The sequence below is a fragment of the Enterococcus sp. LJL99 genome, assembly GCF_054871725.1.
Genome location: NZ_JBTXLT010000001.1, coordinates 482,645 through 494,981, shown reverse-complemented (window position 1 = coordinate 494,981; position 12,337 = coordinate 482,645). Strand labels below are relative to the sequence as shown.

Here is a 12,337-nt window from a genome sequence, read left to right as displayed (position 1 = left end):
ATCCGGAATATATCAAAAAAGTTAAAAATGTATGGGAAGGGTGTAGAATATGAAGAAAATACAGAAACTTAAAGCAATTTGTTTCAGTGTAGGTATAATTTTTATTTTTATAATTGGACTGTTTTATTTTTTTAACGATTCAAAAATAAATGCTGCGAACGAATATGATGGAGATCCATATGTAACATCAACAAAGATATCAGATAGTTCTAATCAAACTATCACTAACAATGGAATAATGGAAATTGATGAGATTTATGAATTGGATTATGAATGGGAAATTCCGGATAATTTGTATCAACAGGGAGATACACTAAAATTTTCTATCCCAAAAGAATTTAAAGTAGTGAAAAATTTTAGATTTAATTTATATGAAGATTCTGAAGAAATTGCACAAGTAAATATACTAGGTAATGCAGATAATGGTTATACAATTAATATGACTTTTACTACAGATTATGTGGAAACTCACTCAGCTGTTTCTGGTACATTTAACTTAAGTTATATATTAAATGAAAAATTTATTAAAGTAGATTCAGAAAATACCATAATTTTTCCAGATAAAGAAATCATTATAACTGTACCTAAACCAGATGATAATCATTCTGGGGGAGGCTCAGGAGAAGGTTCTGGAGATACTTCTAATAATAAAAAGGTAGGCGATGCTATTGCAGTTAACTTACCAGAATCACCTGATGTTACGTCTACAGTTTTTGAGTGGGATATTGGTTTAGGTAGAAATATTTTACTAGGGAAAGTAAATTCTTTTGAAGAAATTAAACATATCTATATTTCAGATACTCCGCATGATCAGAAAATGGTCGCCTTTTATGATGTAGATTCTTATTGGTCTGGTTCATATGCTTTTGAAGGAGGCTTTTTTACTACTCTTCCTTGGGAATATGGTGGTGTTCCGCAACAAGATATGAATTTGACTAGAGATAGTTCAAATTCTTACTTTAATGGATTTCAACTAGATATTTTACCTTCTGTTTTAAAATATGAAAATTATGCAAAAGAAAATAGTGCTGGTTTTAGACAATATCTGCTACGCTATTACACAACACCAATTTATGATGTGATAGAAGATACAGAATTTAATAATGATGCGACAATTACGATTGTTTATAATGATTCAACAGAAGATTCATGGGTTTTATCAGATACTCAGATATATAATGTAGCTGAAGGAACCATAACGGGGAAAACAGCAGGCGTCGAATTTAAAAAAATTGATGAGAAAACGGAAACTGGTTTACAGAATGCTGTGTTTGATTTGTACAAGGAAAATATTACTGGGAATTATTCAAAAGTGAAAAGTAATATTGTATCGAATGAGGAAGGCTTAGTTCGAACAGAACGTTTGACGACTGGAAATTATTATTTTTTGGAAACTGAATCGCCAGAAGGATTCGAATTATCAAATGAAAAACTAAATTTCTCGATTACTACTAGTGATTTGAACGAACCGAATCAAGTGATTCAATATAAAAATATTGGTTTATTTAAGAATCAAGAAAATCAACAGTTTAAAAACATTTCGGTAACGAAATCCTGGGACGATAAAAATAATCAAGATGGGAAGCGTCCGTCCCAAATTCAAGTACAATTATACGGAAACACTGAAGCTGTAGGAGCACCAGTTACTTTGAACGAAGGAAATCAATGGCAGTATACTTGGACAGAACTTCCCGAAAAAGCAAATGGTCAAGACATTGTATACACTGTCAAAGAAGTGAATGTCCCATCTGGATACGACGTATCCATAAACAATGAAGATCAAGAAAACCTACTTATTACCAATACGTATGAACCAGAAGTAGTAAACCTAAAAGGAACAAAAACATGGGATGACAAAGAAAACCAAGATGGAAAACGCCCAGAAAGAATTACGGTCAACTTATTAGCGAATGGTGAAGAAGTCGCCCAAAAAGTAGTTACATCAAGCAATCAATGGAGCTATGAATTTACGAATTTGCCAAAATATGAAGACGGTAAAGAAATCGTTTATACGGTAACAGAAGATAATGTGCCAGATTATACAACAGAAATAACAGGAACGGAAATTACCAATCGTTATACACCAGGTGAAACGAGTGCGACGGTAACGAAATCCTGGGACGATAAAAATAATCAAGACGGGAAACGTCCATCCCAAATTCAAGTACAATTATACGGAAACACTGAAGCTGTAGGGGCACCAGTTACTTTGAACGAAGGAAATCAATGGCAGTATACTTGGACAGAACTTCCCGAAAAAGCAAATGGTCAAGACATTGTATACACTGTCAAAGAAGTGAATATCCCATCTGGATACGACGTATCCATAAACAATGAAGATCAAGGAAACCTACTTATTACGAATACGTATGAACCAGAAGTAGTAAACCTAAAAGGAACAAAAACATGGGATGACAAAGAAAACCAAGATGGAAAACGCCCAGAAAGCATCACGGTCAACTTATTAGCGAATAGTGAAGAAGTCGCCCGAAAAGTAGTTACATCAAGCAATCAATGGAGCTATGAATTTACGAATTTGCCAAAATATGAAGACGGTAAAGAAATCGTTTATACGGTAACAGAAGATAATGTGCCAGATTATACAACAGAAATAACAGGAACGGAAATTACCAATCGTTATACACCAGGTGAAACGAGTGCGACGGTAACGAAATCCTGGGACGATAAAAATAATCAAGATGGGAAGCGTCCGTCCCAAATTCAAGTACAATTATACGGAAACAATGAAGCTGTAGGGGCACCAGTTACTTTGAACGAAGGAAATCAATGGCAGTATACTTGGACAGAACTTCCCGAAAAAGCAAATGGTCAAGACATTGTATACACTGTCAAAGAAGTGAATATCCCATATGGATACGACGTATCCATAAACAATGAAGACCAAGGAAACCTACTTATTACGAATACGTATGAACCAGAAGTAGTAAACCTAAAAGGAACAAAAACATGGGATGATAAAGAAAACCAAGATGGAAAACGCCCAGAAAGCATCACGGTCAACTTATTAGCGAATGGTGAAGAAGTCGCCCAAAAAGTAGTTACGTCAAGCAATCAATGGAGCTATGAATTTACGAATTTGCCAAAATATGAAGACGGTAAAGAAATCGTTTATACGGTAACAGAAGATAATGTGCCAGATTATACAACAGAAATAACAGGAACGGAAGTTACCAATCGTTATACACCAGGTGAAACGAGTGCGACGGTAACGAAATCCTGGGACGATAAAAATAATCAAGACGGGAAACGTCCATCCCAAATTCAAGTACAATTATACGGAAACAATGAAGCTGTAGGGGCACCAGTTACTTTGAACGAAGGAAATCAATGGCAGTATACTTGGACAGAACTTCCCGAAAAAGCAAATGGACAAGATATTATATATACTGTCAAAGAAGTGAATGTCCCATCTGGATACGACGTATCCATAAACAATGAAGATCAAGGAAACCTACTTATTACCAATACAATGGAAACGACGACACCTCCTGAGCCGACAAAACCAAATAAACCAAGTCAAGGGGGAGAAAAGTCATCACAAAATAAGTTGTTAAATGCAGGAGAAAAATTATCTGTAAGATTCGTTATTTTTGGTGTGCTAGTACTGAGTGTCTTTCTATATGTTTTTATAATCAAAAAAATGAAAGAAGTATAAACTATTGATTGATAATTCTTATAGTGGTTATTAAAGAAATGAGAATCTTTGGAAAATGGAATAAAATTATAGATAGTGACTAGGAGAAGAAAATTTTTCTTTTATGTCCTAAAAACGAATAAACGGTGGAAGTAAAAGTAAATTTTAAGGAAATAAGCGCCGAATCACAAAAATGTGAAAAACAATTTTCGTGATTTGGCGCTTATTTCTTGGAATTAAACACCTCTGTTCCAAACTCTTTAATATCAAGACTGATACGTTAGAGTAACTATCTAGTAGAATAATGAAGCTCAATATAAAAATTGAAAAAAGTTAGTTTAAAAAATATCAAAAAATAATTAAAAATATAGTAAAATTCTAGTCATCTGATTGTATCTGTCTAAAATAATTCATTTCATAATTCTTCTTATTCGAAAAAAAATGATTTTTATGTTAGATTTCGGTTGATGGTTCAAAAATTTTATTTTTGAGTAACTATTATTAGTTTGGAGCGAATAAATCATGAGAAATAAATTGCGAGGATTGTTGTCACCTAGTAATCAAATAGTCGATATTTTATCAAAAAGTATCTTTGAGAAAGAAAATTGGATAAGTATAGCCGAATTGAGTCAATTACATTCACTGTCTACAAGAACAGTTCAAAGATATGTGAATAAATTAAATGATTTAGTCATCGATTTTAATGAGGAAAAAAATCAATCAATACAATTTGAAATATCAAAAGCTCATGGAGTTCGTTTTGTAAATAATAGTGAAATCACTCAGGCTATGTTAGAAAAATATATTTTTTTAAAAGATAAAGATATTCAATTGTTGATTTATTTGCTTTTTAACAAAGGGATCACTAAAAAAGAATATTGTGAAAAATACATGTTAACGGAGTTTACGTTAGCTAAAAGTATTAAAAAAGTAAATATGTTTTTAGTTGAATTTGAGTTGAAAGTATCAGATAAAGAATTATCCATCATTGGAAAAGAAAGTCAAATTAGGATGATTTGTTATAGTGTGACATGGGTATTGTTTGATGCAGAGGAATGGCCACTGGTTTTTTCAACGATTCCAGAAAATAAGATAACAGAAGCAGTTACGATGATAACGACAGAACTTAATTTGTCACTTAACTTTATAAAAAAACGGGAATTAGCGTATCTGATCACGATTGCAATGTTAAGGTATCGGTTGGGTTTTACTGTTAGCTGTTCAAAAGAGTGGTTAGAATATTTTCCAACTGAAAATATGGTGAAGCTATCGAATAGTGTGACTAAACTTATGATGAATAATCATATCGTTTCAAATGAAGAAATCTATTTTCTAACGATAAATATACTGACGCATTCGTGGATGTATATTGATAATCCATTCAAAAGAGAATTGATTGATTTTATTCAAGAAGATACGATTGTTAATCGAGCAACTAAACTCTTTTTAGCTAAATTTTCTGAAGAGTTTTGTGAGATTCCAATCGAATTGTATGATGAAGTAGTTATGTTTGTTTATCGATCACATTTATATGCGCACTTATTCAAAGCAATAGAGTCTGATTACAATGCTAATTCTTTACTTGAAACAATCGCTAAAGAACATCCTCACTCTAACGAAAAAATATCTAAATTTCTTGATTGCTTGTATGAAACGTCTGATTTTGATTTGTTTCTTGAGCGAAAGTATCTGATACAACGTTACTTTATGGTTGAGGTATTTATTAAACCAGAACTTTTATTAGGAACCACGATAACTGTTTTACTGGAAACAGATTTACCTGAAATTTATGAGAATATTATAAAAAAACTATTATATGATCGGTTTAAGTATGAATTCAAATTAATTTTTTTAGAAAACGATCTTCTTCAAAAACCTGATATTCGGTTATCGACAATCGCGGCAAAGAAAAAAAACAATGATTTGACGGTTTTATTTGATTATCCACTTAGTGAAAAAGACTATTTGTATATTTTGAAACAACTGAAACAGGTTCAAAAAAGTAAAGGCTGATTTGGATATTGAATTTGATGAGTAACTTTTCAGATCAAATCATTAAGGGGAGTTTTATATGAATAAAGATCGAGTACAGGCGTTTAGTGATGGTATTTTCGCTATTTTAATTACAATATTGGTTTTAGAGTTTAAAATACCTCATTATACAGTTGGAAATTTTGCTTAGGCTATCATCACCTATTAGCCAACTCTATTTGCCTATGTGCTGACTTATTTTTATGTTTTTATTTTATGGATGTTTCATCATGATACCTTTCAATCAATTAAATATACAACAACTAAATTAAATATAATAAATTTAGTATTGATTTTTTTCATAACATTATTAAGTCTCTCTATGTCTCTTCTTGCAGAAACTTTAAGAACTCAAAATTTGAAAGATTTACAAGTTTTTTGCGCAATCTATGCCTTGTTAGCATTCCTAATTTCCTTATTTTTTTATTTAATTTATAGCTACATTTATGCACATCCAAAAATGTTATGAAACAGAAGAATTTGGTTTTAAAAAGTATAGAAAATATCCAATTTTAAGTACTATTTTATATACTTTATCTTTTCTTTTATCTTATGTGAATGTTTTTTTAGGGCTCATATTCTTAGTTTTTAGAATTTTGAATCACGGTTTAGCTTATTTTAGAATATCGGCATTTAACAAAACAATTGAATAAAATGAAACAAGAAAAATCTGTTCATTTCAATATTTAGATAGAAAAGTAATTTGGTTTGAAAGTGAAATAAATTCGATAATCTATTTGATCATTCTATTTTTTTAGAGTGGTTGGTCCTTAATTGAAATTAGTTACAAAAAAAAAAAAATTTAATGCTAAAAACTAAGTAGGAATCCACAAACGTCATCCTACTTAGTTTTTTAGCATTAAATTTTTCTATTAAAACTCATTACTCTATTTCAATAAAATAAATCGACGAGCTACCTATAGCTAATCTCTGAAGGTTTTGCAAAAGTAATAAAATCCAACTAAATGCCAGCAGGAAAGCTATTAATTCAAAAGCGGTTAAAGATAGATAACCAACGCCCTGAAATAAAATACTTGCTACGAAAAGAATCGCTCCATTCAAATAAGAGAGTGTTAGAAATTCTTTTTTCACTTGTGGGAGTAACCAACGAATACCAATAATTAAGATTAAAATAAGATAAACTAAAAAATTAGCTACTTGATTATGCAGCATATGTAATTGACCTGAACCATTATTTGGAAAGAAACCAACACCTCCCAAGTCTAATGCAGTCAACAGTAGTAAAATTCGTAAAATAGTTAGGCGATTATTTTTTGGTAAAGATTTTTGTAAGACGACAAACAAATAATCGATGAGTGCAATCATTAATAAAGCAGAAACAATTAATGTAAGATTAAATTGCCAACTACCATTCGCTTTATCTGTTCCTAAAAAGCTGAAATTAAATTACCACCATTGTAACTGACTATTGGAAATCATAGAAAGTAATACCCCACTAATAATGATACAAATAAGCAGAATGGTAATCATTTGTGAGGAAATTGATAAGGTCAAATAAATCATCAAGTAGTTAATGATACAAAAAAAGGTAAGCGCAATAAACGTTGAAGTCATGAGATCAAAACTAGCTCCTTCAAATAAAACACCAATCGTCCAAAAAAATCCGATGATAGTTAGTACCAAGATAATACCAAAAGAAATTAAGAGGGCTGGGAAATTTCGCCAATAAATATTTTTTAGTGTAGAATAGTTACTTCTTTTTCCTCTAATAAAGAAAATAGTAAATAGAACAATTCCACTGAAAAAACCTAAAATAATTACCATAGTGGCAATCGATTGTTCGCCAGTTAACTTGATTTGAGAAAATCCCTGCATATAGAAGTAGGTAAAGAATACGACACTAGCAATTAGTGAAGGAATAAGAAACTACCATAAATAAATAATGGCATTGTCAGTTGTTTTCTTTTGTATTTTTATTTTATGATTTTCAACGTATAGGTAGCAAGGGCTATCCTTCTCTAACTTTAAATTGTCGATCATTTCATTAGGTAGTTATATTGGGTACTTTTTGTTTTTCATTTTCCTTTTTTAAATATTTTAGAAAAGCAATGGTAGATTTGTTTAAACTTACTTTTCTGAGCGTTCAATGTAAATTTTTAATCGTATTGTTTTGATTTTAGATAATAACTTAGAAATTAACTTAGTGAAAGACTATGATTTGACTCGTATTTTTTTTTCACATTTGGATCAACCTCATTAGTTCCAGAGATAAAATGGATTGTTTCTGTCCCAGCTTGGTAGGCTTGTTGGTAGTACCATTTTTTCCATTTTAAAAAAGCAAGAGCACTTTCTAAATCTGCAATTTGCTTTTCCAAAGCAAGCTCTTGTTCATCAAAAAAATTTTTTCTTAAAAAGAGCGTTGAGTCGCCTTCCATGCACCATTCTATAAATGTTCGTATCTCTTTGATTGAAACATTCGAACGTTTTAAACATTTAATGACCTCAACATAATTTAAATCTGCATCTTTAAAGACTCTTCGACCAGAAGAATTCCGTTCAATAAAAGGCATCAATCCTTCTTTATCATAATAACGCAGTGTGTCTACAGAAATATTTACTTTGGTAGAAAATTCTCCGATAGAGTAACTCAAAAAAACAACTCCTTTCTCTTGACCTGAAGTATACTCTAGGGTGTATGCTTTGTCTAGTTTATTAGGAGGAATATATAATGACAAAAAAATTAATTGTGATTACTGGCGCAAGTTCAGGTTTTGGAGCAGAAATTACTAAACTATTTAATAAAGAAGGATATCCATTATTATTGTTAGGTAGAAGAGTAGAAAAAATTAAGCAACTACCACTAGATTTCACAAATGTTATGGTAAAAAAAGTTGATGTAACGAATTTTGATGAATTTCAACTAGCTGTTCAAGAAGCTGAAGCAGTATATGGACAAACGGATCTACTAGTTAACAATGCAGGTATTATGCTATTAGGAAATATCTTGACGCAAGATCCAGCAGAGTGGGAAAAAATGCTCAGCACTAACGTACTAGGTGTATTAAATGGAATGAAAATCGTTCTGCCTAATATGAAACAACAACAAACAGGAACGATTATCAATATATCTTCTATTGCAGGATTTAAAGCTTTTGTAGATCATGCAGGGTATGTAGCTTCAAAATTTGGTGTTCATGGATTAACAGAGACGATACGTCAGGAAGTTGCGATGGATAATGTTAGAATCTCATTAGTTTCTCCTGGTGCAGCGGAAACAGAATTATTGAGGCAAGTAACGGATAATCGTGCATTATCTGATTATGAAAATTGGAAAGAATCAATGGGAGGAGTAACCTTAGATCCTATCCATGTTGCGGAAGTAGTAAAATATATTTATGATATGCCACAAGAAGTGAATATTCGCGAAGTAGCAATTGCAACTACGAAGCAACAAGCTTAATTACAAAGACAAATCGACCATTAAAAACTTTGGTAATACTCATAAAAAATAATTGAAATGAGTTTGAGAAAAAAGTGATGAACGCCTAGAACCAAGTAGGTACGAACATTATCGAAATACTTGGTTCTTCGTGATTTATCGCAATAAGAAGTAATTTCAGCAAATGATAAGAAAAAAGGTGTTACTATTGATGGTGAATGAGAACCTTTCTTGATCTGTATCATTTTTGCGAGTGGTCGTTTATTTACATAGTATGTGGACAATAATCGATGATATGTTAGAATTTATGTAGTAGAAAAAGTTAAATATACTAAAAAAGAATATTAATTAGTTTAATAAATTAGTGAAGTATTTCTTTAGGAGGAAAAGTTCTATGAAACTTAGTGATATGTTATATTGCCGTCAGTATAAAATATGCCTTTCATCAGCTATGCCGGAATTAGATTTAAATTCTTTGAAAGAGTTTGGTATTTGGATTCATCCAGTTGAAAAACAGTATATTTTGACATTACAATCAAGTGATGATCCAAACAAAGATCCTATTGTTTTTGAACGTAACTTCAATAAGAAGACAGGACTAATGTCGACTGAATATGAAATAGAAGCTAAATATGGCCCGATGACTTTCCAAGGAGCAGTAGATGACTCTTGGATTTAAAAAGAAAGAAATATTTAGCGAAAAAATGAATCAGTGATACTAAAAACAAAATAGGCCCTTTTTTTCTAGTCAACAAGATTGCTTACCAAATTATTAAAAAAAACCTCTTATTTTCTAATAATTAATTTGTTACAATAGCTAAATGGTTTTAGAGAAAAGAGGTAATTTATGGATAGATTTGAACAAATAATAAAAAAAGCAGAATCATTTGTCTTGTCTACTGTCGATAAAAATGGTTTTCCAAAAAATATTATTTTATCTCAAGTATTAGAAAGATCCGGTTCTGTTACTTTGTTGTTTTATTTAGATGAGCAAATAAAGATAATGAATATAATAAAATCGAATCCTAGAGGTACAGTTTCATGTGCAGTACATCACGAAACGCATATAGAAACTTTAAATTTAAATGGAACTTTTACAATTGAGCCAGCTTGGAAAATTCAAAGTGTAACTAAAGATGATCAATCTACTGCTAGAAAAAATGTAGCGAAAGAATCTGTGGTTGTTATATTTGAGGTTATGCATCATGAAATAGAAGTAGTTAATAAATTGGTTTAAGTAAAAAATTATAACATGTATGATACTGACTAATTGACCGAATCATCAGCTCTTGCAATTCTAGTATATAAAAAATGAGAGGAAGGAAATGGTGGATTTTGCCATTTATCCAGTTTTAGTGTGGGACAAAAGTAAAAACCACTTTTATTTTATGTCCTAAAAACGAATAAAGGGTGAGAGCTGAAGCAAATCCTACGGAACTAAGCGACAAATCACAAAAATTTGAAAAACAATTTTCGTGATTTGTCGCTTAGTTCATGGAGTTAAACACTTCTGTTCCAACCTCGCTATTTTTGTTAGATATTAAATATTAAGGTGCTTTCTTTTCATTAAACTTATACCAAATAAATAATCCGGTAATTCCAAAGCTAAAAGTAATTAAAAGAATTGAGCCAATAAATTGAAGAATACCTGAACCGAAAAGTGCAGCGAATGCAAAACACAGCCAGAAGATTCCTAGCGTGCTGAAGGCATTTTTAGTTGTATATTTTGCCATTTTAATCACTCCTTTTTTATAAGTATACTAAATGTATGAAGCAACAGAGTTAAAAAATCTTAAATGGTAGTAAATCACGCTCAAACGGTCATTATTTTTTTAGTTAACTAAATGAATTTATTTCAAGCGGCACTTTTTTCCCAACGTTTTTTGTATAACATCACAGGTAGAATCTTTTTATTTAATTGAATTTTATGAATATGCTTTCTGCTACGTAAATTAATTTTACTTAACAAAATAAAAACATAATGGTAATGGTAGATTTACATTCTTTTATGTTATGGTGTTATTAACGAAAAATAGAAAGGTGTTTTTCAAATGTCAGAGAAGAAACGCTTGATTGAAAAAGAGAATCTACCGACAAAAAAGGATGTTCAATTTTTTATAGGAGCTGCTGCTTGGCAAAGATTAATCTGCTTTGAGAATATGTTGTTGGAACGGTATGAGTTAAATCGTGAATTAAAATTTCCTTTTGGCAATGAATATGGCTGGGGATTCCGGTATGCACATAGAAAAACGTTGTTGCTATATGTTTTTTTGAAGAGAACGGTTTTTGCTGTACGATTTCTGTAAACGATAAAGGTGCCCAGAAAGTAGAAGATATGTTGGCTGATTTGTCACCTGAAATTCAAGTAGCTTTGGAAAACCGTTATCCTTGTGGTGTTAATGGTGGCTGACTTCATTATTCAGTTTCTAAGAATGAGGAACTATTAGATCTTGTACGGTTGATGGGTGCTAAAGTAAAACCAAAAAAATCACAAGAAAAAGATTCTCAAAATGGAAAATAATTAAGTACATATGGAACTAGGGAGTATCTGAAAACAATAGCGGTGAATATTTTCTTAATTATTCGGCTCGTTTTCATGATATAATGAACATTTCCTCAAATAGACTGGAGTGGTGTTCTCATGAAAAAAATTATAATAATTGGTTCTAGTGGTGCTGGAAAAACAACATTAGCTTGTGAATTAGGAGATAAATTAGCTATTGAAGTGTTTCATCTAGATCGTTTGTTATGGAAACCTAATTGGGAAATGACCGATCAAGAATATCAGATTGAGTGCCAGAATAATTTGGTTAAGAATCCTTCATGGATCATTGATGGAAATTTTGGCGGAACATTAGATATCCGAATAGATGCAGCAGACACAATCATTTTTTTAGATTTCAATCGATGGATGTGTATTTATCAAATTTTAAAAAGAGTAAAAAAATATAATGGAACAACCAGACCTGATATGCAAGCGGATTGTCCTGAAAAATTTGATTTTGCTTTTATCAAATGGGTGTGGAATTTTCCTAATAAACAAAAAATTGAAATTTTAGAGGCTTTAAGAGATACGCCTAAATCTAAACAGGTAGTCGTCCTAAAAAACAAAAAACAAATCCGCCATTTTTTAAATCAATTAAATTGAAAAAGCTGAGGTGTGGAAGAATTTAATTGTTTGTCTTAATCTTATAGAGTGCTTAAGCTTCAGTTGATTTTGCGTTAATTATTAGCAGAGATAGCTTAAAAAA

10 protein-coding genes and 2 pseudogenes are annotated in these 12,337 nt (G+C 31.2%); 8 read left to right on the top strand and 4 right to left on the bottom strand.

The window, feature by feature from the left end; genetic code table 11:
- Positions 1 to 49: 49 nt before the first annotated feature.
- The 3 genes and pseudogenes from ACYSNW_RS02430 (at position 50) to ACYSNW_RS02420 (ending at position 6,155) form a co-directional block, all read left to right on the top strand.
- The gene (locus ACYSNW_RS02430; protein WP_461742807.1) at positions 50 to 3,676 is read left to right on the top strand and encodes a Cna B-type domain-containing protein; all 3,627 of its coding nucleotides are present in this window, start codon (positions 50 to 52) and stop codon (positions 3,674 to 3,676) included.
- Between the two features lie 501 nt (positions 3,677 to 4,177).
- Positions 4,178 to 5,668, top strand: a complete 1,491-nt coding sequence (locus ACYSNW_RS02425) for a helix-turn-helix domain-containing protein (protein WP_461742806.1) — start codon at positions 4,178 to 4,180, stop codon at positions 5,666 to 5,668.
- Between the two features lie 58 nt (positions 5,669 to 5,726).
- Positions 5,727 to 6,155: pseudogene (locus ACYSNW_RS02420) on the top strand (TMEM175 family protein).
- 413 nt (positions 6,156 to 6,568) lie between these two features.
- On the opposite strand, the pseudogene ACYSNW_RS02415 reads toward ACYSNW_RS02420, so the two are convergent.
- From ACYSNW_RS02415 to ACYSNW_RS02405, 3 genes and pseudogenes are all read right to left on the bottom strand, one after another.
- Positions 6,569 to 7,075, bottom strand: a pseudogene (locus tag ACYSNW_RS02415) (DUF998 domain-containing protein); the annotation flags it as partial.
- An 18-nt stretch (positions 7,076 to 7,093) separates the two neighbouring features.
- The gene (locus tag ACYSNW_RS02410; RefSeq protein ID WP_461742804.1) at positions 7,094 to 7,471 is read right to left on the bottom strand and encodes a hypothetical protein; all 378 of its coding nucleotides are present in this window, start codon (positions 7,469 to 7,471) and stop codon (positions 7,094 to 7,096) included.
- Positions 7,472 to 7,842: 371 nt separating this feature from the next.
- Positions 7,843 to 8,298 carry a MerR family transcriptional regulator gene (locus tag ACYSNW_RS02405; RefSeq protein WP_461742802.1) on the bottom strand — a complete coding sequence of 152 codons (456 nt, stop codon included), beginning with the start codon at positions 8,296 to 8,298 and terminating at the stop codon, positions 7,843 to 7,845.
- 77 nt (positions 8,299 to 8,375) lie between these two features.
- On the opposite strand from ACYSNW_RS02405, the gene ACYSNW_RS02400 reads away from it, so the two are divergent.
- From ACYSNW_RS02400 to ACYSNW_RS02390, 3 genes are all read left to right on the top strand, one after another.
- Positions 8,376 to 9,107, top strand: coding sequence for an SDR family oxidoreductase (locus ACYSNW_RS02400; protein ID WP_461742800.1), 732 nt, complete (start codon positions 8,376 to 8,378; stop codon positions 9,105 to 9,107).
- Positions 9,108 to 9,480: 373 nt separating this feature from the next.
- On the top strand, positions 9,481 to 9,765 hold the full coding sequence (locus ACYSNW_RS02395) for a hypothetical protein (protein WP_461742798.1): 285 nt from the start codon (positions 9,481 to 9,483) through the stop codon (positions 9,763 to 9,765).
- A gap of 168 nt (positions 9,766 to 9,933) precedes the next feature.
- The gene (locus ACYSNW_RS02390) at positions 9,934 to 10,323 is read left to right on the top strand and encodes a pyridoxamine 5'-phosphate oxidase family protein (protein ID WP_461742796.1); all 390 of its coding nucleotides are present in this window, start codon (positions 9,934 to 9,936) and stop codon (positions 10,321 to 10,323) included.
- Between the two features lie 310 nt (positions 10,324 to 10,633).
- On the opposite strand, the gene ACYSNW_RS02385 is transcribed toward ACYSNW_RS02390, so the two are convergent.
- Positions 10,634 to 10,819 carry a hypothetical protein gene (locus ACYSNW_RS02385; protein ID WP_461742795.1) on the bottom strand — a complete coding sequence of 62 codons (186 nt, stop codon included), beginning with the start codon at positions 10,817 to 10,819 and terminating at the stop codon, positions 10,634 to 10,636.
- A 318-nt stretch (positions 10,820 to 11,137) separates the two neighbouring features.
- Between ACYSNW_RS02385 and ACYSNW_RS02380 the strand changes: the two genes are divergently transcribed.
- Together ACYSNW_RS02380 and ACYSNW_RS02375 are read left to right on the top strand one after the other, a co-directional pair.
- Positions 11,138 to 11,392, top strand: coding sequence for a DUF3788 family protein (locus ACYSNW_RS02380; RefSeq protein WP_461742794.1), 255 nt, complete (start codon positions 11,138 to 11,140; stop codon positions 11,390 to 11,392).
- Between the two features lie 335 nt (positions 11,393 to 11,727).
- The gene (locus ACYSNW_RS02375) at positions 11,728 to 12,234 is read left to right on the top strand and encodes a DNA topology modulation protein (protein WP_461742793.1); all 507 of its coding nucleotides are present in this window, start codon (positions 11,728 to 11,730) and stop codon (positions 12,232 to 12,234) included.
- The last annotated feature ends 103 nt before the right edge of the window (positions 12,235 to 12,337 follow it).

Excerpts from the sequence above, each read along its gene's own strand:
- ACYSNW_RS02400 (WP_461742800.1), top strand. The coding sequence starts at position 8,376 with ATGACAAAAAAATTAATTGTGATTACTGGCGCAAGTTCAGGTTTTGGA.
- ACYSNW_RS02430 (WP_461742807.1), top strand. The coding sequence starts at position 50 with ATGAAGAAAATACAGAAACTTAAAGCAATTTGTTTCAGTGTAGGTATA.
- ACYSNW_RS02385 (WP_461742795.1), bottom strand. The coding sequence starts at position 10,819 with ATGGCAAAATATACAACTAAAAATGCCTTCAGCACGCTAGGAATCTTC.
- ACYSNW_RS02425 (WP_461742806.1), top strand. The coding sequence starts at position 4,178 with ATGAGAAATAAATTGCGAGGATTGTTGTCACCTAGTAATCAAATAGTC.
- ACYSNW_RS02375 (WP_461742793.1), top strand. The coding sequence starts at position 11,728 with ATGAAAAAAATTATAATAATTGGTTCTAGTGGTGCTGGAAAAACAACA.
- ACYSNW_RS02390 (WP_461742796.1), top strand. The coding sequence starts at position 9,934 with ATGGATAGATTTGAACAAATAATAAAAAAAGCAGAATCATTTGTCTTG.
- ACYSNW_RS02395 (WP_461742798.1), top strand. The coding sequence starts at position 9,481 with ATGAAACTTAGTGATATGTTATATTGCCGTCAGTATAAAATATGCCTT.
- ACYSNW_RS02410 (WP_461742804.1), bottom strand. The coding sequence starts at position 7,471 with ATGGTAATTATTTTAGGTTTTTTCAGTGGAATTGTTCTATTTACTATT.
- ACYSNW_RS02380 (WP_461742794.1), top strand. The coding sequence starts at position 11,138 with ATGTCAGAGAAGAAACGCTTGATTGAAAAAGAGAATCTACCGACAAAA.